Annotated in this window: 20 protein-coding genes; 13 read left to right on the plus strand and 7 right to left on the minus strand. The window is 32.8% G+C overall.

Annotation, left to right across the window (positions count from 1 at the left end):
- The first annotated feature begins 5 nt into the window (after positions 1 to 5).
- On the plus strand, positions 6 to 1,118 hold the full coding sequence (locus NK213_RS06430; protein ID WP_253347980.1) for a tetratricopeptide repeat protein: 1,113 nt from the start codon (positions 6 to 8) through the stop codon (positions 1,116 to 1,118).
- A 29-nt stretch (positions 1,119 to 1,147) separates the two neighbouring features.
- Entirely contained in the window at positions 1,148 to 1,660 is a 513-nt protein-coding gene (locus tag NK213_RS06435) for a hypothetical protein (RefSeq protein ID WP_253347981.1), read from the plus strand.
- A gap of 41 nt (positions 1,661 to 1,701) precedes the next feature.
- Here NK213_RS06435 and NK213_RS06440 read toward each other — a convergent pair whose 3' ends face one another.
- The 3 genes from NK213_RS06440 to thrC all read right to left on the minus strand — a co-directional run bounded on the left by NK213_RS06440 (position 1,702) and on the right by thrC (position 6,425).
- Positions 1,702 to 2,901, minus strand: coding sequence for an argininosuccinate synthase (locus tag NK213_RS06440; protein WP_253347982.1), 1,200 nt, complete (start codon positions 2,899 to 2,901; stop codon positions 1,702 to 1,704).
- A gap of 300 nt (positions 2,902 to 3,201) precedes the next feature.
- On the minus strand, positions 3,202 to 4,587 hold the full coding sequence (gene argH, locus NK213_RS06445) for an argininosuccinate lyase (protein ID WP_253347983.1): 1,386 nt from the start codon (positions 4,585 to 4,587) through the stop codon (positions 3,202 to 3,204).
- Positions 4,588 to 4,931: 344 nt separating this feature from the next.
- Positions 4,932 to 6,425 (minus strand): threonine synthase, encoded by a 1,494-nt coding sequence (gene thrC, locus NK213_RS06450; RefSeq protein ID WP_253347985.1) that lies wholly within the window; start codon positions 6,423 to 6,425, stop codon positions 4,932 to 4,934.
- Between the two features lie 175 nt (positions 6,426 to 6,600).
- Here thrC and NK213_RS06455 point away from each other — a divergent pair, with 175 nt between their 5' ends.
- The 5 genes from NK213_RS06455 (at position 6,601) to NK213_RS06475 (ending at position 12,146) form a co-directional block, all read left to right on the plus strand.
- Positions 6,601 to 7,260 (plus strand): HAD family phosphatase, encoded by a 660-nt coding sequence (locus tag NK213_RS06455; RefSeq protein WP_253347987.1) that lies wholly within the window; start codon positions 6,601 to 6,603, stop codon positions 7,258 to 7,260.
- 8 nt (positions 7,261 to 7,268) lie between these two features.
- Positions 7,269 to 7,931 carry an HAD family phosphatase gene (locus NK213_RS06460; protein WP_253347989.1) on the plus strand — a complete coding sequence of 221 codons (663 nt, stop codon included), beginning with the start codon at positions 7,269 to 7,271 and terminating at the stop codon, positions 7,929 to 7,931.
- A gap of 102 nt (positions 7,932 to 8,033) precedes the next feature.
- Positions 8,034 to 8,222, plus strand: a complete 189-nt coding sequence (locus tag NK213_RS06465) for a hypothetical protein (protein WP_253347991.1) — start codon at positions 8,034 to 8,036, stop codon at positions 8,220 to 8,222.
- A 237-nt stretch (positions 8,223 to 8,459) separates the two neighbouring features.
- A complete protein-coding gene (gene rbr, locus NK213_RS06470) occupies positions 8,460 to 9,050 on the plus strand; it encodes a rubrerythrin (RefSeq protein WP_256478664.1) in 591 nt (196 codons plus the stop codon).
- A gap of 156 nt (positions 9,051 to 9,206) precedes the next feature.
- On the plus strand, positions 9,207 to 12,146 hold the full coding sequence (locus NK213_RS06475) for a pitrilysin family protein (protein ID WP_253347994.1): 2,940 nt from the start codon (positions 9,207 to 9,209) through the stop codon (positions 12,144 to 12,146).
- A gap of 126 nt (positions 12,147 to 12,272) precedes the next feature.
- On the opposite strand, the gene NK213_RS06480 is transcribed toward NK213_RS06475, so the two are convergent.
- Positions 12,273 to 12,599, minus strand: a complete 327-nt coding sequence (locus NK213_RS06480; RefSeq protein WP_253347996.1) for a hypothetical protein — start codon at positions 12,597 to 12,599, stop codon at positions 12,273 to 12,275.
- A gap of 245 nt (positions 12,600 to 12,844) precedes the next feature.
- On the opposite strand from NK213_RS06480, the gene NK213_RS06485 reads away from it, so the two are divergent.
- Both NK213_RS06485 and NK213_RS06490 read left to right on the plus strand, forming a co-directional pair.
- Positions 12,845 to 14,137, plus strand: coding sequence for a purine/pyrimidine permease (locus NK213_RS06485; RefSeq protein ID WP_253347998.1), 1,293 nt, complete (start codon positions 12,845 to 12,847; stop codon positions 14,135 to 14,137).
- Between the two features lie 73 nt (positions 14,138 to 14,210).
- Positions 14,211 to 14,990, plus strand: a complete 780-nt coding sequence (locus tag NK213_RS06490; protein ID WP_253347999.1) for a Cof-type HAD-IIB family hydrolase — start codon at positions 14,211 to 14,213, stop codon at positions 14,988 to 14,990.
- 49 nt (positions 14,991 to 15,039) lie between these two features.
- On the opposite strand, the gene NK213_RS06495 is transcribed toward NK213_RS06490, so the two are convergent.
- Positions 15,040 to 15,432 (minus strand): secondary thiamine-phosphate synthase enzyme YjbQ, encoded by a 393-nt coding sequence (locus NK213_RS06495; RefSeq protein WP_253348001.1) that lies wholly within the window; start codon positions 15,430 to 15,432, stop codon positions 15,040 to 15,042.
- Positions 15,433 to 15,549: 117 nt separating this feature from the next.
- Between NK213_RS06495 and msrA the strand changes: the two genes are divergently transcribed.
- Positions 15,550 to 16,083: a peptide-methionine (S)-S-oxide reductase MsrA gene (gene msrA, locus NK213_RS06500; RefSeq protein WP_253348003.1), complete on the plus strand. Its 534-nt coding sequence runs from the start codon at positions 15,550 to 15,552 to the stop codon at positions 16,081 to 16,083.
- Positions 16,084 to 16,099: 16 nt separating this feature from the next.
- The gene (gene rlmD, locus NK213_RS06505; protein WP_253348005.1) at positions 16,100 to 17,482 is read left to right on the plus strand and encodes a 23S rRNA (uracil(1939)-C(5))-methyltransferase RlmD; all 1,383 of its coding nucleotides are present in this window, start codon (positions 16,100 to 16,102) and stop codon (positions 17,480 to 17,482) included.
- A 318-nt stretch (positions 17,483 to 17,800) separates the two neighbouring features.
- On the opposite strand, the gene NK213_RS06510 is transcribed toward rlmD, so the two are convergent.
- Together NK213_RS06510 and NK213_RS06515 are read right to left on the minus strand one after the other, a co-directional pair.
- Positions 17,801 to 18,298, minus strand: a complete 498-nt coding sequence (locus NK213_RS06510; RefSeq protein WP_253348006.1) for a GNAT family N-acetyltransferase — start codon at positions 18,296 to 18,298, stop codon at positions 17,801 to 17,803.
- Positions 18,299 to 18,311: 13 nt separating this feature from the next.
- Entirely contained in the window at positions 18,312 to 18,551 is a 240-nt protein-coding gene (locus NK213_RS06515) for a hypothetical protein (RefSeq protein WP_253348008.1), read from the minus strand.
- A 357-nt stretch (positions 18,552 to 18,908) separates the two neighbouring features.
- On the opposite strand from NK213_RS06515, the gene NK213_RS06520 reads away from it, so the two are divergent.
- Together NK213_RS06520 and NK213_RS06525 are read left to right on the plus strand one after the other, a co-directional pair.
- Positions 18,909 to 19,475, plus strand: coding sequence for a recombinase family protein (locus tag NK213_RS06520; RefSeq protein WP_253348010.1), 567 nt, complete (start codon positions 18,909 to 18,911; stop codon positions 19,473 to 19,475).
- On the plus strand, positions 19,475 to 20,341 hold the full coding sequence (locus tag NK213_RS06525; RefSeq protein ID WP_253348012.1) for a DUF4158 domain-containing protein: 867 nt from the start codon (positions 19,475 to 19,477) through the stop codon (positions 20,339 to 20,341). Before NK213_RS06520 ends, NK213_RS06525 begins: the two co-directional genes overlap by 1 nt.
- Positions 20,342 to 20,397 lie beyond the last annotated feature (56 nt).

Here is a 20,397-nt window from a genome sequence, read left to right on the forward strand (position 1 = left end):
TAAGTATGAAAAGAATTATAATATTGTTTTCTTTATTATTAGTACTTTCTTGCGGTGAAAAGAAAAACATAGATAATACGGAAGAGAAAAAAGATACACAAACATCAGAAAATATTAATAATGGAAATCAGGATACTTCTGGAATAACAGCACTTGGACAGAGTATGATTGATGATAATAAAATGAATTCTGATCAGAATGTTGATCAGGCTAAAATAGAACAGGCTAAAGAGGCTGCTAAAAACGGTGATGTTCAGGCAATGCTGGCTCTTTCAGCTTTTTACTATCAGAGCAATGAAAAAGAAGAGTCTAAAAAATGGCTGGAAATGGCAGCAGAAAAAGGAAATAACGATGCAATAAGAAATCTTGCGATAATAAGTAAAGAGATGGGGAATGAGAAAGATTATCTAAAATGGTCACAAAAATATGCATTAAACACGAATGATAAGAATATGCTCGCAGCAATAGGCGGAACATATATGAATGAAAAAAATTATTCAGAAGCTAAAAAATGGTTTGAAAGAGCATATAATGCCGGAGAAAAAAGAGTAGACATAAATATAGCCCAGATAAATGCAAGTCAGAAAAACATGTCAGAAGCACTGAAGTGGTACAAAAAAGTCGTGGCTCGTGGTGAAACAAAGGCTAATACATATATAGGGTATATATATCTGGATCAAAACAAAAATACAGAAGCCAGATCATATCTTATAAAAGGCTATAATGCCGGTGATAAACAGGCAGCAATGGCTATAGTAGAAACATACAGAAGACAGAAAGATATGGAAGGCATGAAAAAATGGTATGGTATAGCTGCTGCAAATGGAAATAAAGATGCTAAAAAAGCTCTGGCATCACTTAATTCTTCAACAACTTCGAAATCGAATTTTGATAATACACCGTTATTTCAATCACAATTTGATAGCAGCCGTCCAAGTTTAACAGGAGGAACACCTGAAAAATCAAAAACAAATACTCCTGAAACAACTGTTAATATAGTTAAAAATGGACAAAATCAGACTCAGACTCAGAATCCGAGTGTCAAAGTGGACTATAACGTACCTCAGGAGCCAAAAAAGGGTAATTCTGATCCTAATGAAATGTTTAATGTGGAATAATAATTAATAAAAGAAATGAAGGAGGGAAAATGAAAAAGTATTTTTTGATAGCAATGTGTTTTTTATTTACTTTATCATATTCAAAGCAATTTTTAACAGTAGAGGATGTAAGAGCAGAGTATGAGCTTATACAAAAAGATATGCCTAAATATGAGAAAGTGACTGTTACTGATGATAATAACAGTACAGAAGGCGGTACAGTAGTTTATCATTACGAAAATAAAAGGTTAAAGGTAATTGTGGGTGATTATTTCGGAGAAACGGGAAAATTACACGAAGAAGTATATTTTGGGGATAACTACCCGATATTTGTGTATAAAGAAAGATCAGAGTATAACGCTCATATAGCTGATAAAAAATTCAATGAGAAAAAAACGAAAGTATATCAGGAAAGATACTACTTTGATTCAAATAAAAATCTTATCAGATACATAGATGAGAAAGGGAAAATAATAGTAAGCGGAGATAAACTGCAAGATAAGTCAATAGAAGTAAAAAATGAGATAATAAGATTATTAAAATTACGTAGTACAAAAAAATAAAAGAAGAACTGCTTCAGAGAGAGGCAGTTCTTTTAATTTTATTATTTTTTTGATGCTCTTATTTTGTTTGGCAGAGAAAAAAGTTTTATAAATCCTTCAGCATCTTTGTGACTGTATAATTCGCCGCTGTCACCGAAAGATGAGATTTTTTCACTGTAAAGCGCGTAGTCTGAATATCTTCCAGCTACTTTTATATTTCCTTTATATAATTTTAATTTTATAGTCCCTGTAGCATTTTCGTGTATTTTATCGACGAAAGCATCAAGAGCTTCTCTTAATGGTGTAAACCACTGACCTGAATAAGTAATATCCGCATATTTTTGTGAAATTAGTTTTTTGAAATTAAGTGTATCTTTGTCAAAAATAATACATTCCAATTCCTGCAGAGCTTCCATCAGAAGAGTTCCTCCCGGAGTTTCATAGATACCACGTGATTTCATACCAACAACTCTGTTTTCTACAATGTCAGTAATTCCTACACCGTTTTCCCCGGCAATTTTATTTAATGTTTCAAGTAGTACTACCGGCGGAAGAGCCTTTCCGTCTACTTTAACAGGCCATCCCTTGTCAAATGAAATTTCTACATAAGAAGGTTCATTTTTAGCCTTTTCCGGAGAAGTAGTCATTAGATATAAAACATCTTCCTGATGTTCTGTAGTAAGATCTTCAATATCTCCGCCCTCATGTGAAATATGCCACAGATTCTGATCACGCGAATATATTTTTTCTTTGGTAACCGGTACGCTTATTCCATGTTTATTAGCATAATCAATAGCATCTTCACGTGAACTGATATCCCACATTCTCCAAGGAGCGATTATTTTCAGATCAGGATCAAAAGAAGCAATGCCTGTTTCAAATCTTACCTGATCGTTCCCTTTCCCAGTAGCCCCGTGACATATATATTTTGCATTTTCTTTATGAGCCACATCTACAAGTGTTTTAGCAATGAGCGGACGGGCAAAAGCAGTACCTAAAAGATATTTATGTTCATAAACAGCTCCGGCTTTTAGTCCTCTGAAAGCATAGTCTCTTACGAATTCTTCCCTTTTATCTTCTACATAAACTTTAGCAGCTCCTGATTCCACAGCTTTTATTCTTACTTCTTCCATATCATCCTCCTGACCGACATCTACACAGCAGGCTATTACATCCAAATCATAGTTTTCTTTGAGCCACGGGATAATAATAGATGTATCAAGTCCTCCTGAATAAGCCAGTACTACCTTATCTTTTGCCATTTTAACCTCCTAAAAATTTTTAAAAATAAAAATCAATGGACACCCATTGACTGATTAAATACTATTAAACTAAAACTAACAGAAATATAATGAAAAACAGTAATAGGAATTTATTGAATAAAATTGTCTAAATTCATTATCCTAAAATTCTTTTTCATCAGTTATCCTCCTATAGCTTATTTATAAATAGAATTTACCATAATTTTATAATAATGTCAATAACCTAAGTATATAATTAAGTTTATGAAAAATAAATAATATATATACTTAAGTTATTTATAACTTGTTATAACAGAAAAACTAAGGCAAAAGTGAGTTTAAAAAATCATTTCCATTTTTTATCTGCATTAAAACATTGTCTTTTGATGTACCGCCAAAAGATTTTCTTTCATTAACACAGTTTTCTGTTTTTATTATTTCTGTGATATCTGATTCAAATGCAGGTGAAAACTCTCTAAAATCTTCCAGAGTCATATCATCAATTGCAATTTTCTTTTCTTCACAGCTGCTTACAATCTCGCCGACAATTTTATGTGCATTTCTAAATGGAATTCCTTTTTTGGCAAGATAGTCAGCCACATCAGTAGCATTCAGAAAGCCGTATTTCATGGATTTTAGTATTTCTTCATCATTGATAGTGGTAGTGGCAAGCATTTCACTAAAAATTTCAAGAGAAATTTCTATATTGTCAATAGAGTCAAATATTCCTTCTTTATCTTCCTGCATATCTTTATTGTATGCCAGAGGTAAAGCCTTCATTGTAGTAAGAATTGCCATAAGATTACCGTATATTCTTCCAGTTTTCCCACGAATCAGCTCTGGTATATCAGGATTCTTTTTCTGAGGCATAATAGAGGAACCTGTCGAAAATGCATCATCAAGTTTTATAAAATTAAATTCTGAAGTACACCAGATTATTATTTCTTCGGAAAATCTGGATAAATGCATGGAGATAATAGAAATAGCAGAAGATAATTCTATTATAAAATCTCTGTCACTTACAGAATCAAGGCTGTTTTGCGTAACTCCAGAAAAGCCCAGTTCCTGTGCCACATAATGTCTGTCGATGTTAAATGTAGTCCCTGCGAGAGCACCGGCTCCCAGCGGCATTTCATCACTTCTGTCAAGATAATCCAGAAGTCTTGTGATATCTCTTCTGAACATCTGAAAATAAGCCATGAGATGATGAGAAAATAGTATAGGCTGAGCTCTTTGAAGATGAGTATAACCCGGTATTATCACATCGATATTCTTCTCTGCCAGATCAATAAGTGTTTTTTCAAGAGAAATAAGCAGTTCTATGATATAGTGTGCTTTATTACGTGTATACATTCTTATATCAAGAGCAACCTGATCATTTCTGCTTCTTGCTGTATGAAGCTTTCCCGCAGCAGAACCGATTAGTTCAGTGAGGCGTTTTTCCACAGCCATATGTATGTCTTCATCTTCAATTCTGAATTCAAAATTACCGTTTTGGATTTCTTCTTTTATTTGAAGCAGACCGTTTTCTATTTCTTTTTGCTCTTCTGCGGAAATAATGTCCTGCTTTGCCAGCATTCTAGAATGTATAATACTTCCTTTGATATCTTCATCTGACATTCTGCTGTCAAACAGAATAGATGCATTGAATTTTTCAAGCAGTTTGTTTGTCTCTTTTTTGAAACGACCTTCCCAAAGCTTCTTCATCTTTCCTCCTAAATTTATTATTTAATTTATTATAGTATATAATACGCTAAATTGAAACAAATATAAAATATTTTTCTTTCTGTGTTATACCTCTAAGATTAAACAAAGTATATTCAAAGTAAAAAATAAGTCGACAGTGATAATTTGTAAGTGTTTTTATAAGAAACTTTGTTTTCTTCATTAAAAACCCCCTTAAGTGCTAGGCTCATAATGTGAGTCTAGTTTTTTTGTACGCTTGCAGTGCATAAAAGGGAGTATAGAACAAAGAATCAGGTAATATAAATATGATAAAATTATAAAAACGGGATAAAATCATTATATTTTAATAATTTTATCCCCGTATATTATTTTTTACCTGTAATTTTATCCTTAACATATTCAGAAATTTCACTTTTATCTATAATAACAGAAAATCTCAACGGAAGAGTTTTCAGCTCGGTAAGCTGCTTTGGAAGTTTAATCCCTGTAACTGCCGACAAATCATCCAGCATTTCATAAGGATTTTCTTTTTCTGTCATATCCAGTGCCTGTGCTGCAGCATATGGGAATTTATAAGGATGGGCAGTGGAAATAACAACTGAGTGTGTCTTATCCCCGCTTTTCTCCAGATATTTTTCCAGTACAGCATAGCCTACGGCAGTATGAGGATCCATTAAGTAAGCAGATTCTGAATAAACTTTTTTAATAGAAGCCACAGTTTCAGCTTCAGTGGCAAAATCTCCGCAGAACTCTTTCTGTATTTCTGCCAGTTCTTCTTTTGTTACTGAAAGAGTATTATTTTTCGTGAGATTATCCATTAGTTCAGATAAACGTCCAGAATTTTCACCTGTAACATAATAAAGATATCTTTCAAAATTCGAAGAAAGAAGTATGTCCATTGAAGGGGAGTTAGTCGTATAAAACGGACGCTCTTTATTATATGTCCCTGTATTGAAAAAATCTGAAAGAACATTATTTTCATTTGATGCTGAAATAAATCTGTTAATAGGGATGCCTAATTTTTTTGCTATAAAGCCGGCCAGTATATTCCCGAAGTTTCCCGTGGGAACTACTACATTGAACTTTTCACCTTCTTTTATAATTCCTTTATTTCTCAAATTTACATAAGTAGTAACATAATAAACTATCTGAGGAAAAAGACGTCCTATATTGATGGAATTTGCACTTGAAAAAGTCATGTTATTTTCCTGACATAATTTTTTGAAATCATCGCTGGAAAAAATATTTTTCACAGCAGACTGTGCATCATCAAAGTTTCCTTCTATGGCAACAATATCAACGTTATTGCCGAGTTGTTTTCTCATCTGGTCTTCCTGCATGGGACTAACACCGTTTTTAGGATAGAACACAATAATTTTTATCCCTTCAATATCACGAAATCCTTCAAGAGCAGCTTTTCCGGTATCACCTGAAGTGGCAGTAAGTATAAGGATATCTTTTTGCTCATTTTCAACCTTTTTGGAAGCTGTGAGCAGGTATGGGAAAAGTGAAAGAGCAAGGTCCTTGAATGCCAGTGTTCTCCCGTGAAAAAGTTCCGTCAGACTTACACCCTGATTAAGATTAACTACAGGGGCTATTTCCGGTGTATTAAATGTGGTACTGCTATAAGCATTATTTATTGACGTTTTTAATTCTTCTTCTCCGAGATCAGGAAAAAATTCTTTTAACACATAGAGAGCAGTCTCCTGATAAGACATATCCTTTAGAATTTCATAATCCAGATTAACCGAAGGAAGGGCATCAGGAATATAAAGTCCGCCGTCGCCGGCAAGACCATGAAGAACTGCATAGCTGGACTTTACAGTCTTTTCATTATTTCTTGTACTTTTGTAGTTCATAGACACCTCACAATTTCTTTTTTATTTTATAATAACATATGCATTTATTAAGTACAAGTAGGTGCAAAATATATATAATATATAAATTAAAAAAATTAATAGTAAGAATTTTTACAGTAATGGTGTATAATATATCTAATAATTACAAAAAAAATAAGCAGGAGAGGGCGAAAAAATGATGGAAAGTGTGGAATTGGTAATATTTGACATGGACGGACTTATGTTTGATACTGAAATGATGTACCTGAAATTTGCGCCAGGTACCGCAAAAGAACTTGGCTATGATGTAAAAGAAGAGATTCTGAGAAAAACAGTGGGAACTAATCATAAATGGGCATATGAGATTTTTAAAGCAGAAGGATTCCCTGATTTTCCGTTTGTTGAATTTTGGAAAATATTGGATAAAAAATATTCGGCTTACTTTGATGAATATGGAGTTCCTGTGAAAAAAGGACTGTTCAATATGCTGGAATTTCTCAAAAGCATTAATATGAAAATGGCGGTAGCAACATCAAGCCGTCGGGTAAAAGCAGAAAGACTGCTGAATGAATCAGGGGCAATGAAATATTTTTCCCTTACAATGTATGGTGATGAAGTCCTGAACGGAAAGCCGGATCCGGAGATATTTTTGAAAACTGCCGATAATCTTAAAACAGAATATGGAAAATGTCTTGTTTTTGAAGACTCGTTAAACGGAATAAAAGCAGCACACAGAGCAGGTATGCTTCCGGTGATGATACCCGATATGATAGAACCAACAGAAGAAATTACTAAACTTATATACAAAAAATGTGACAGCCTTGATGATGCAATTAAAATTTTTAATAAGGAATAGGTGGAAAAATGCAGAAAATAGAATTAGTTATATTTGATATGGATGGTCTGATTTTGGACACAGAAAAGCTTTATCTGGAATTCGGGCTGGAAGTATTCAAAGATTTTGGATATAATGTAACAGAGGAGGCAATTCTGGGCACTGTAGGACTAAACGAAGAATCTACAAAAGCTTATTACACGGAATATCTGGGAAAACCCGTTAATTTCGAAGGAGTATTTCAGGCAATAGATGAAAAGCTGCTGTCAGCATCAATAAACAAAGAGATAGGAATCAAAAAGGGATTTTTTGAACTGGCTGATTATCTGGAGAAAAATAATATTAAAAAGGTAGTAGCTACATCTTCCAAAAGGGAAAAAGCTGAATTTATGCTGAAAAATGCTGAAATACTTCATAGATTTGATTTTCTTGTATGCAGCGATGAAGTAAAGAGAGGGAAACCGGATCCGGAAATATTCCTGAAAGCAGCAGAAAGACTAAAAGCTGATGTTAGAAATACAATAGTTCTGGAAGATTCTTATAACGGGCTTAGAGCAGCTAAAAGTGCGGATATGATACCGGTTATGATTCCTGATCTTCTTGAATCTAATGACGAAATATCAGAACTAATATATAAAGAAATAAAAAATCTGGAAGATGTAATAGAAATTCTGGAATTTCATAAAAAATAACGAACACAGTCTTCGTAACTTTTAATGTTATGGAAGTGCTGTTTTTATTGAATTTGTTGACATATTTCGGGGGTAAAAATACTGTTCGTAATAGGAGGGAAAATGGAGTTTAATAGATTTTACAGAATAATAAGAGATAAATATATTACATATGCCACAGCAGTGGAAGATTTTGAATTATTAAAAGAGTTGAGCTCAATTTCTCATGAGCAGGCCAATTATTTATTTAGAACTTTATTAATAACTGAAAATTTTAAAAAAGCGATTATTGAAAAAATAGAAGACAACTAAAAATTATACAACTGATTTTGGAATAATAACTGCTTTGTTTCAGTGCATAGTGTATAAAAACATGGTGTTTTTGGTCAAACAGCTTTATTTTGCTGGCTGTATACCGAATTTTAGTTAGGTTTTCAAATAATATGAGCGTAAATTTTTTAGTGAATAGAAGGTTAATTATTCCTTGACTTTATTGGTGAAAAGGTATATTGTTTTATATATGATTGTATATAAAACGGAGGTAGGATAATGAAACTAAAAGGAACTAAAACAGCGGAAAATTTATTAAAAGCATTTGCCGGGGAATCTCAGGCTAACAGAAGATACACATATTATGCAAAAGTAGCAAGAAAGCAAGGATATGTTCAAATAGCAGATATTTTTGAGGAAACAGCAGATCAGGAAAGTATGCACGCAAAGCGTTTTTTCTCATTTTTAAATGAAGATAAAGAATTACAAGGAGAGATGCTAGGAATAACTGCTGAATATCCTGTGGCATTATTTGAAGAAACACTGGAGAACTTAAAAGCGGCAGCAGCAGGAGAAAATGAAGAGTGGACAGATCTTTATCCTGAATTTGCCAAAGTAGCTCGTGAAGAGGGATTCGGAGCAATTGCAGCAGCTTTTGACAAAATTTCAGAAGTAGAAGCAAGACATGAGAAGCGTTACAGAAAATTAATTGAAAACATAGAAACTAACACTGTATTCCAAAAATCAGAAGTAGTAGAGTGGAAATGTACTAAATGCGGATATGTTCATACAGGAGACAAAGCACCTGTTAAATGTCCTGCATGCCTGCATGATCAAGGATACTTTGAACTAAATAACACAAATTATTAATATTATATCTAAAATTTGGAAAATTCATAATTGAACCAAGCAGTTTTATCCTGTTAGTTCATTATGAATTTTTTTTATGAAAAGTATTTTTTTATAATTCTTGAACTATTAAATAAAATATCGTAAAATACTTAAGAGAAAAAGGAGGTAATAAAGTTGATAAAAAGTAAGAAATTTTCATGGGTGTTACTGGGATTAATATTAAATATCTTTTTATTTTCGCTGTTAAGAGCTGATGTAGAACTGAAAACTGATAAGAACGGCTATACATATGAAACAGTTAAAGAAAATGAAAATCTGGGACGTTTCTACACACTGCCGAACGGATTAAAAGTTTATATGGTACAAAATAAACTAAAACCGGTTATAGAGACGAGAATAGTGGTAGGAACAGGTTCTAAATATGATCCGAGCGACAACACAGGTTTAGCACATTATCTGGAACATATGTTATTTAAAGGGAATGAAAAAATAGGAACTGTAAACTGGGAGGCAGAAAAACCCTATATTGATGAAATAACTAATCTGTATGAACAGCATAAAAAAGCAAAAACCCAGAAAGAAAAAAATGAAATATATGCGAAAATTGATAAATTATCATATGAAGCTGCGAAATATGCCGCTCCAAATGAGTTGGATGTAATAGTCAAAAGTATGGGCGGGAAGAAATATAATGCTTTTACTAATAATGATGAAACTGTTTATGTACTTGAGATTCCATCCAATGAACTGAAAAAATGGGTAGAACTGGAAAGAACAAGATTCGGCGGACTGGTACTGAGATTGTTTCATACAGAGCTGGAAACTGTATATGAAGAGTTCAACCAGAATCAGGATAATGACTTTTTCTGGGTAATAAATGATATAAATAAAAGGCTTTATAACGGGCATCCATATGGTGAGAAAACTACAATAGGACGTGCAGAGGATTTGAAAAATCCTTCGATGGCTGCGATTATGGATTTTTATAATAAATATTATGTAGCTAATAACATGGCTATAATTCTGTCAGGTGATTTTGATTATGATAATACCATAAAGCTTATTACAAATTACTGGGGAGACTTCAGAAAGAATGATTCTCTGGAATATAAAGAGTATACTGCAAAGGATTTTAACAAAATTGCAGTAGACACAGTGCAGGGAAGACAGACAGATTTCGTGGCTGTAGCTTACAGATTTGACGGTGAAATAAATCAGCCGGAAAGCGTGAAGCTGGGGCTTCTTGCTGAATTGATCCAGAATGATAAAGCCGGGCTGATAGATCTTAATGTACTTCAAAAGCAAAAAGTGCTGTCTTTGGATAAAGTGGTTTTATCATCTAAAGATTATACTACATTTATGCTTATAGGTATTCCGAAAGCAGGACAAAGTCTTGAGGATGTGAAAAATATTATTTTGGAAGAGATAGATAATCTGAAAAAAGGGAATTACAGTGACGAATTAATTCAGTCAGTAAAAAATAACGTAGAACTCGGGCGTGAACAGGCAAAGGACAATAACGGCTATCTTGTGGAAAGATTCAAGAATCTGTTTATAAATAATAAAAGTATGGATTCAATGATTACTGCTGAAACGCAGTTTGATTCACTTACAAAAGACGATATGGTAAAGTTTTCAAATGAAAAATTTAAGGATAATTATGTAGTGGTTTATAAAAGAACTGGAGAAAATAAGCTGAAAGTTTCTGTGGATAAACCGAAGATTACTCCGCTGGATCTGAATAATAATAACAGATCAGAATTTGCAAAAGAATTGATGAGTGAAAAATCAACGGATATCTCACCAAAATTTCTTGATTTCAAAAAAGATATGCAGAGTTTCAAGCTTCCAAATAAAAATGATGTCTTTTATATAAAAAATACAACATCAGATATATTTAAGCTGGCATATGTTATTGACAGGGGTTCTTACAATGACAGAGACCTGAAAATAGCATTGGATTATCTGAATTATCTTGGAACTGATAAATATACACCGGAAGAATTCGGGGAAGAGCTTTATAAAAATGCTTTAAATATATCTGTGGACATGAATTCGGAAAATGTAATAATTGTACTCAGCGGTTTGGACAAGTCATTTGAAAACGGTGTGGATATTCTTCAGAACTATCTGCTGAATGCCAAGGCTGACAGCGAAATATACAAAAATTATGCTGATGACCTTATTACAGGAAAAAATGAGGTAAAGAAAAATAAAAATGTAACAATTAACGGTATAAGCAACTATATCATGTACGGGGCAAAAAATCCTTTTAATGATGTTCCGTCGAATGAAGATATAAAAAATATGAACCCTGAAGAACTTGTTAAAAAAATAAGAGATTTATTTAATTATAAACATGAGGTTTTTTATTTCGGCCCAAGAGAAATGAATACGCTGAAAACGCCGTTGAATAATAATCTTGAAGTGAAAAATCCAAAAACAGAAAAAGCTCCTGATAAATATAAAGAACAGAATATAACAGGTAATAAGATTTATTATGCTGATTATGACAGTATCCAGAATGATATTATGATTCTGAGTAAAGAAGGTAAATTTACACTGGAAACACTGCCGTATTCTATGGTTTACAGCACATTATATTCTGAAGGTCTTTCATCTATACCTTTTCAGAAACTGAGAGAAGGAAAAGCCCTTGCTTACAGTGCTTATTCATATATAAAGTCACCGGATAAAAGAGATAATTCATTTTATCTGATATCTTACATAGGAACACAGTCTGATAAAACAGATGATGCGATTAGTTCATTTAAGGGGCTTCTTGATAATTTTGTAGTAACAGAAGGTCAATTTAATGAAGCTAAAGAACTGATCCTTAAAAATATAGAAAACCAGAGAATAATAAAAGATGATGTATATCAGGCATATCTGGGTAATAAAAGACTTGGACTTAAAGATGATCCGAGAAAATATGTATACAGCAAGGTAAAAAGCATGACTTACCAAGAATTTAAGACTTTCTTTGAGCAGAATATTTCTAATCAAAAATATAATATGATAATTATAGGAAAAAAGGAAAATATTCTGAAATCGGATCTTGAAAAATATGGTACTTTAAAAGAATTAAAGCTTGAAGAGATATTTGGTTATTAGAAATTTTCTTTAAATAAAAAAACTGGGAAACTATCCTGCTGATATAATAAAGCAGGCAGCAGAATAAGATAAAAATAAGCTGTATCAAAATTTTTTGATACAGCTTTTCATTTTTAACAAAAAGAATTATTTTGGTTTACGGCTGATCAGAATATCATCAAATATCAATGTTACAGGATAACCTGTTTCATCTTTTAGTTCAATCCAATTATTGACATCACCGGATTCGCAATCATTCATTATATGATATTCGGAATAGCCGGTCTTCATATCCGGCAGTTTGATAAAATCATATTCTTTAGGATGTTCAAGTCCTAATTCATTTATCTTTTCAAGCCATGCAACTGCTGTGTCTGTTTCTATTTTGTCTTTTATTTTAGTATTATCCCCTGATTTAATCTCCATAAGAAGAGAACTTCGTCTTTCCTTCAGATATTTTATAATAGATTCCATTTTTATCACCTGACATAAATTTTATAATTTAAATATTGAGATTATATCACATTAAGTAAAGCTAGATCAATATATTTAATTTCTTCAGACGGTATAATTTTGTCATGAAACAGTTGATGTCTTAGAAATATTATAATATTGCTTTGATTAAGAAACTAATAAAAAAAGTTGACAATAACCCCTTTTGGGTTTAAATTATAAATAGAAACTAAATACTGATATATTTGCTTTGAAAGGGGAGAAGTATGAAAAACTTTATTTTGGGACTGCAATGGATGCTTTTTATAATAGCGGCATCAATAGCAGTTCCAATTTCAATATCTGACTTATTTGCACTGAATCAGCAGGAAACACTTACATTAATGCAAAATACACTTTTTATCCTGGGTGTAGCGGGGTGTATACAGGGGTTTTTCGGGCATAAAATGCCCATATCGGAAAGTCCGGCCGGTTTGTGGTGGAGTGTTTTGAGTATTTACAGCGGTGTTATAGCAGCAGGTTATGCTACAAATGTGGAAGTTCTACAGATTTTTTCGGGTGGTATGATATTCAGCGGAGTATTATTTGTAATTTTTTCAGCTACGGGTTTAATCGAGAAGAGTTCTGTTATTTTTACTCCTACAGTAACTTTTATATATCTTATTTTACTTACACTACAGCTGAGCGGAACATTTGTAAAAGGCATTGCGGGAATAAATGCACAGAATCAGGAAATAGATATATTAACGGCAGTTTTGAGCATAGCGGTAATTATGCTGACATTTATTCTCGGCAGTTCAAAGAATAGAAAGATAAGACAGTTTTCAGTTTTATTAAGTATAGGAATTGGGTGGATCATATTCATAATTTTTCATAAAAACGGAACAGTTATATTTGAGGATAAAATAATGAATATTCCCAGACCGCTGGCATTCGGTATTCCGAAATTTGATATGGGAATGGCGTCTACAGCTTTTTTTATAACATTTTTATTAATAATGAATATGCTTGCCTCTATAAATATTATGGGAAACATAACAGGCGATAACGAGCAGAAGTTAATGAAGAAATATAAAAGATCAGGTTTTGTCTCAGGAATAAATCAGATTTTGGGCGGTACATTTAATACTGTAGGAACAGTGCCGATTTCCAGTTCGGCAGGTTTTGTAGCTCAAATCGGCGAAAAATCAATGATTCCTTATTTGCTGGGATGTATATTTGTGAGCTTTGTTTCATTATTCCCGAAGTTTATAAACATTATGGCGGCCTTACCTGCTGCAATTGGCTATTCTGTCACTTTTGTACTTTTTTCGAAAATGATAAGCATGGCGTTATTTGAATTGAAAAAGATTATTGATGCAGAGCATTCATACACAATAATCGGAATCAGCCTCTTAACAGGTGTGGGAATATTATTTTTACCGCATTCAGCGTTAAATAAGCTGCCTTCTGTGGTTTCGGCTTTTGCAGGAAACGGGCTGATAGCCGGATCGGTTTTAGGTGTGGTACTAGAACAAGTATATTTATTCAAAAAACGCAGAGCAGTGAAAAAAATTTAAGTGATAAATATAAATAATATTATAGATTAAATAATTTTAGAAAAACATTCAAATATAAGAAAAGGAGATAACCATGAAAAATATAATTTTTTTTGATGTAGACGGAACACTTCTGGATCACTCAATAGGGATGGATAATATCCCAGAGCAGACAAAAGAGGCAATAGACCTTTTGGATAAGACCGGGAATTATTGTGTGGTTGCCACTGCAAGAACCAATCTTACAGAAGAACTAAAAAAACTTCCTTTTTCAGGAATGGTTTTATCAAACGGTAATTATATTGAATTTCTTGGAAATGAGATACACAGCAGGTTTTTTTCACAGGAACAGCTGATTAATCTCATGGATATGGTAAAAAAGTTTAACGGAGCATATATAATGGGCGGATATCATGACATATTAGTCAGTGATGCCAATGATTTTCTTATACATGAACATGATAAAATATATGGAAAACCTGATTACAGACCGGGAATTCCCGTTAATGAAAAAATTAATGCGGTAACAGCACTTTTTCATGATAAAAAAGATCTGTACAATACTATAGAAAATCTGCCGTCAGACTGGGTCTATCATATTTATGAAAGTCCCAATACTCATATGGATATCTATCTTCCCGGATTTTCAAAGGGAACAGCTGTGAAATACCTGTATGAATATTTAGGAATACCATATGAAAAGACATATGCATTCGGAGACGGTAAAAATGACAGAGAAATGATGGAACTGGTAAAATACAGCACAGCAATGGGAAATGCAGTGGCAGAGATCAAGGACATAGCCTATATGACAACTGATAATGTGAGTAATAACGGAATATATAATGCTTTGAAGAAATATAAACTTATCTGAATTTCAGAAAAATATAAAAGGAAGCATTTCTGCTTCCATATATAAAGTATTATTTCTCTATAAAGAGTATTTTTATCTCTCTGTTTGATCTGGGACCGTCAAATTCACAAAAGTAGATTCCCTGCCATCTTCCCAAAACAGGAACACCGTTTACGACCTGTACCGTGAGATCAGAACCTATAAGTGAAGCTTTCAGATGTGAATCGCTGTTTCCTTCACTATGGTAATATCTGATATCAGGAACCAGATCATTCAGGGCATTAATAAGGTCGGCTTTTACGTCGTCGTCTGCATTTTCATTAATGGTGAGAGCAGCGGTAGTGTGGAGTACATTTAGGAAAAGTACACCGTTTCTCCACTTATTTTCCAGTATGGTATCTCTAATCAGGGATGTTACTTCAATAAATTCATTCTTTGCTGAAGAATTAACTTTTAATATCATCTAATATCACCTCTTATAATATATTATAATACATTTTTTCAAAAATAGCAGAAAAAAATATAAAATATGGAAAAATATCTTAAAGTATGGTATCTTATTTACACGAGGTGATAAAAGATGAAAGAGATTATACTGGCAGGGGGATGTTTCTGGGGTGTGGAAGCATATTTCCAAAGATTAAACGGTGTTATAAAAACAGAAGTAGGATATACAGACGGTATCAGCGAAAGTCCTACATATAAGGAAGTCTGCAGCGGTACTACGAATCATGCCGAAGCATGTAAAATAATATATGATGAAAATATAATAACATTGGAAAAGATACTTGAACATTTTTTTAGAATAATAGATCCCACATCTTTAAACAGACAGGGACATGATATAGGAACACAATACAGAACAGGTGTATATTACAAAACTGACGAGGATAAAGAAATTACCGAGAAATTTATTCTGTCTAAAGCGAAAGACTATAAGAGACCAATAGTGGTAGATGTAAAAAGGGAGAGCAGATTCTGGGATGCAGAAGAATATCATCAGAATTATCTTATAAAGAATCCCGGCGGGTACTGCCATGTGGATTTGAATCTGATAAAAGAGGAAGAGATAAAACCGTATCTGGATTTGGAAAAAATATTGGAAAGTAATTAAAATATTAGGAGAGAAAATGAGAAAAGGAGATCAACTCACAGTAGAAATAATTGACGTAAAATTTCCAAATAAGCCGTATGGTTTTTTTGAAAATAGAAAAGTTTATCCAAAATCAAACTGTATACCAGGTCAGATAGTAACTGGGATAATAAAAAGATTGAAAAAAGATAAAATTGAAATCGGAAATATAGAAGTAATAAAAAAAGCAGAAAATCAGACAGAGCCTGAGTGTATTCATTTTGAGATGTGCGGAGGATGTACTTACCAGCATTTGTCATACAATGACCAGCTTGCTTTGAAAGAAGGGCAGATTAGAAAGCTTTTTAGTGATAATCATATTGATTCCGGGAATTTTACCGGAATAGTTCCTAGCAGTCACCAATTCGGCTACAGAAATAAAATGGAGCTTACATTTGGAAATGCGGAAAAAGACGGTCCGCTCACATTAGGGCTGCATAAGAGAGGAAGCTTTTATGATATAATCACGATAAGTGAATGCAAGTTAATGGATGAAGATTTTAATAAAATAACTAATTTTACCATTGAATTTTTTAAAAAGGAAAATCTGAATTTTTACCATAAGATGAAACATGAAGGTTTTCTTAGAAACCTGGTAATAAGAAAAGGTGAATTTACCGGAGAACTGCTTATAAATCTGATTACAACTTCACAATTAGACTATGATATTACTGAATGGAAGAATGGAATTCTAAATTTGAAACTTAGTAAAAAGATTATCGGACTTTTATGGACGATTAATGATAATATATCTGATATGGTAAATTCTGAAAGAGAAGAAATACTATACGGAGAGAAGGATTTTCACGAAAAACTTCTGGGTTATGACTTTAAAATAAGTCCGTATTCGTTTTTCCAGACTAATTCATCAGGGGCAGAGCTGCTGTACTCGAAGGTTCTTGAATTTTTACCGGACACTGAAAATAAGGTAATATTTGACCTTTTCAGCGGCACAGGAACAATAGGACAGATAATAGCGAAAAATGCCGGATATGTGTATGGAATAGAGCTGATAGAGGAAGCTGTGGAAAAGGCTAATGAAAATGCCGGGCTTAATAATATTAAGAATTGCAAGTTTATCGCAGGAGATGTGTTTAAGAAAGTGGAGGAGCTGAGAGAAGAGGGGATAAAACCTGACATAATCATTTTAGATCCGCCGAGACCGGGAGTGGGACAGAAAGCTCTTGAAAAAATACTGGAATTTGATATGAATGATATAATTTATGTATCGTGTAATCCGAGAACTTTTATTCAGGATATGGAAATACTTATGAATGCCGGATTCAAAATATCAAAAAGTACAGCTGTAGATATGTTTCCGAATACTCCTCATGTCGAGAGTGTTGCATTGCTCACAAAGAAAGATAGCCTAAAGTCTTGATTTTAGGGCGTTTATGAGAACATAGCGAAGCGGCAAGATTGGTTTGAAAACTGATCCTGCCGCTTTTTTTATTGTTCGGAAACATATCCACTGGTAAAAAATCCATAATTTTATGGATAGGGTGAGTAGACAGAAAAGATAACACAATTTTCATACGTTCGGTAGTTCGTGGGAACATATCAATCATAATTTATTCAAAATATGACTACTAACTACACAAAGCAGGAGAAGGCTAAAATTAAATAAACCTTTCCTGCTTGTATGTTGAAATATTTTGCAAAGTGCCTCTATTCACTTAGTTTGTACAAAAAGTGGAAATTAGTTTATCAGGCTATACTTATAAGAATCGAAAAACTCACCATTCTTAAATATTGACTTTCTCAATGTGCCTTCTAATTCAAAACCACACTTTTCAAGGACTTTACAAGAGCTTTTATTGTAAGAAAAGACATTGCCATAGATTCTTGCAAGACCATGTACTTCAAACCCTATCTTGCAGATTTCTTTAACAGCCTCTGAAATGATTCCTCGACCCCAGTATTCCTCAGACAACCAATAGCCAATTTCAGCACTCTTTGCGTAAGCGTCCTTGCCGAGTGTAAGACTGATACTCCCAACTACCATGTTGTCATAAAGGATTGCACGGTTGATTTGCTCATCTTCCGAGGTGTTTAAACAGAATTCAATAAACTGACGTGCGTTTTCTTCAGTATAGGGGTGTGGGAAAATATTAAGCAGGTTATCTGCAATATTTTTGTTGTTGGCGAATTGTGCTAACCCGCCAGTATAGTCATACGACCATTTTTTAAGTTCCATTATTGTTCTCCTTTCATTCGCCAAACATAAGAAATCGGTCTAAACCAATGCCGCTAATTAAACAGCGTTCCTTTTTACTACCCAGCATTTGCCCCATCCAATCGACGAACCCTCCGTCACCAATTTCAATCTTATCATCTTCTGTTACCATATAAATCTTGAAGTTGATACCTTGATAGTACTTATTATCTATATCGTCATAATCAAAGGATAGCGGCGTATCAGGAAACATTGAGCGTATATCATCGGTCATATGGTCGAAAAATCCGTCCCCGTCCTTGTATCCGCCTCTCTTGCGCAGAACGATGGACAGTCTTGCTTTGAATTGCTCCTGTAACAACTCTTTATAGGGGTAGGAACAGAAAATTGACGAAAATATACGGTAAGGAATTGTAAAAGAAAAATTTTATAAATTTTCTACTTTAAGCTTTCCCAGAAACGAACGTTTTTGGGAAAATTTTCTTCATCAAGCTTAATAATTTTAGCTTTCTACTAACATAGTATAAAATCTGATGTCATTAGTTTTACATATTTTCCCAAAACTTTTCTTTTAATCAAAGTACCAGTATGATATAGTATAGTTAAGTATTGGGAAAGAAAGGAAATTTTTATGGGAAAAATTTTTGGATACGCTAGAATTTCTAAAACAGATCAAAATTTAGATTTACAAAAAGATTCTATTTTAAATTATGGTGCACAAGTAATATATGAAGAGAAAAATTCAGGAAAAAATACAAACCGACCTGAGCTAACTGCACTTTTAAAAGCGGCAAGTTCAAGTGATACGATTGTTGTATATAAATTAGACAGAATATCTAGATCAACAAGGCATTTAATAGAATTAGCGGAATATTTTGAAAAAAATGGAATTCAATTTGTATCAATAACTGATTTTATAGATACCTCTACTCCAACTGGGCGTTTCTTCTTTCACGTTATGGCAAGTATTGCTGAATTAGAACGAGATATTTTAATTGAAAGAACACAAGCAGGACTATCTTCTGCACGTTTAAGAGGACGTGTTGGTGGTAGACCCAAAACAAAGATGGAAAAAATAAAACGTGCTATTAAACTTTATGAAGGAAAAGAATATAGTATCAAAGAAATAAAAGAGATGACAGGAGTAAGTAAATCAGTTTTATATAGAAATCTCAAATCTCTAAAGGAAAAAAGCTGATGTATAAACGTTCAGGGGAATTATTAAATAAATTTCAACGGGAAGAATTTATCAATTCTTTATTTACTATGAATATGTATGAATTAGGTGCATTTTATATGCTAAGCAAAAAAGATTTGAAAATTATTTTATCTAAAAGGCGTAATTCTAATCGATTAGGATTTGCAGTTCAATTATGCTTATGTAGATATCCTGGATTTATTCCTGATAATTTATCTATAATTCCAATTAATTTAATTAAATTTATAAGTAAACAATTAGGTTTAATGCATGAAGATTTTAAAAATTATAGTCTTCGAGAAGCAACTCTCTATGAGCATCGAATTGAACTTCAAGAAAAATTTGGATTTCAAGTTCTTGATAAAAAAAATGAATATAAATTACAAGTTTTGCTTGTTCCATTTATAGAAAGAGGATATCAAACAACAGAACTATTGATTAAACTTTTGGAATTATGTAGATCTGAAGGAATAGTAATTACAACGACTTTAAGTAATTTGGAACATATAATTTCAAAAACACGCCAAAGGGTTGAAATCAATATTCATAATATTTTGACACAGAATCTTACATCAGAACAAAAAGATTTATTAGATAGTACTCTTAAAATGACAAAGGATAAGTATTTATCAGATTTTGGATGGTTAAAAAAGAATATAGGAAAAACTTCTGTATCATCCTTTCATGAAATACTAAAAAAATTACTTTACTTAGAAAAGTTTAATTTTATTCCTGAAAAAATAGATATTCCTATTGTTAAAATAAAAGAATTTATAAATCTTGGGACGACATACGAAGCTTCTTCCCTAAAAAAGCTCAATGAAAGTAAGCGGCTTTCTATATTATGTAGTGCTATAGTAAAGTAGGAACACCAAAATCTAAACAATGATATAATAAAAAAAGAAAGAGGTGTTTTGAAATG

The sequence above is a fragment of the Sebaldella sp. S0638 genome (assembly GCF_024158605.1).
In the GTDB taxonomy this organism is placed as follows: domain Bacteria; phylum Fusobacteriota; class Fusobacteriia; order Fusobacteriales; family Leptotrichiaceae; genus Sebaldella.

Bases quoted from the DNA above. Each gene is read 5' to 3' on its own strand.
- NK213_RS06430 (WP_253347980.1), top strand. From the start codon at position 6: ATGAAAAGAATTATAATATTGTTTTCTTTATTATTAGTACTTTCTTGC.
- NK213_RS06435 (WP_253347981.1), top strand. From the start codon at position 1,148: ATGAAAAAGTATTTTTTGATAGCAATGTGTTTTTTATTTACTTTATCA.
- NK213_RS06440 (WP_253347982.1), bottom strand. From the start codon at position 2,901: ATGGCAAAAGATAAGGTAGTACTGGCTTATTCAGGAGGACTTGATACA.
- argH (WP_253347983.1), bottom strand. From the start codon at position 4,587: ATGAAGAAGCTTTGGGAAGGTCGTTTCAAAAAAGAGACAAACAAACTG.
- thrC (WP_253347985.1), bottom strand. From the start codon at position 6,425: ATGAACTACAAAAGTACAAGAAATAATGAAAAGACTGTAAAGTCCAGC.
- NK213_RS06455 (WP_253347987.1), top strand. From the start codon at position 6,601: ATGATGGAAAGTGTGGAATTGGTAATATTTGACATGGACGGACTTATG.
- NK213_RS06460 (WP_253347989.1), top strand. From the start codon at position 7,269: ATGCAGAAAATAGAATTAGTTATATTTGATATGGATGGTCTGATTTTG.
- NK213_RS06465 (WP_253347991.1), top strand. From the start codon at position 8,034: ATGGAGTTTAATAGATTTTACAGAATAATAAGAGATAAATATATTACA.
- rbr (WP_256478664.1), top strand. From the start codon at position 8,460: ATGAAACTAAAAGGAACTAAAACAGCGGAAAATTTATTAAAAGCATTT.
- NK213_RS06480 (WP_253347996.1), bottom strand. From the start codon at position 12,599: ATGGAATCTATTATAAAATATCTGAAGGAAAGACGAAGTTCTCTTCTT.
- NK213_RS06485 (WP_253347998.1), top strand. From the start codon at position 12,845: ATGAAAAACTTTATTTTGGGACTGCAATGGATGCTTTTTATAATAGCG.
- NK213_RS06490 (WP_253347999.1), top strand. From the start codon at position 14,211: ATGAAAAATATAATTTTTTTTGATGTAGACGGAACACTTCTGGATCAC.
- NK213_RS06495 (WP_253348001.1), bottom strand. From the start codon at position 15,432: ATGATATTAAAAGTTAATTCTTCAGCAAAGAATGAATTTATTGAAGTA.
- msrA (WP_253348003.1), top strand. From the start codon at position 15,550: ATGAAAGAGATTATACTGGCAGGGGGATGTTTCTGGGGTGTGGAAGCA.
- rlmD (WP_253348005.1), top strand. From the start codon at position 16,100: ATGAGAAAAGGAGATCAACTCACAGTAGAAATAATTGACGTAAAATTT.
- NK213_RS06510 (WP_253348006.1), bottom strand. From the start codon at position 18,298: ATGGAACTTAAAAAATGGTCGTATGACTATACTGGCGGGTTAGCACAA.
- NK213_RS06515 (WP_253348008.1), bottom strand. From the start codon at position 18,551: ATGACCGATGATATACGCTCAATGTTTCCTGATACGCCGCTATCCTTT.
- NK213_RS06520 (WP_253348010.1), top strand. From the start codon at position 18,909: ATGGGAAAAATTTTTGGATACGCTAGAATTTCTAAAACAGATCAAAAT.
- NK213_RS06525 (WP_253348012.1), top strand. From the start codon at position 19,475: ATGTATAAACGTTCAGGGGAATTATTAAATAAATTTCAACGGGAAGAA.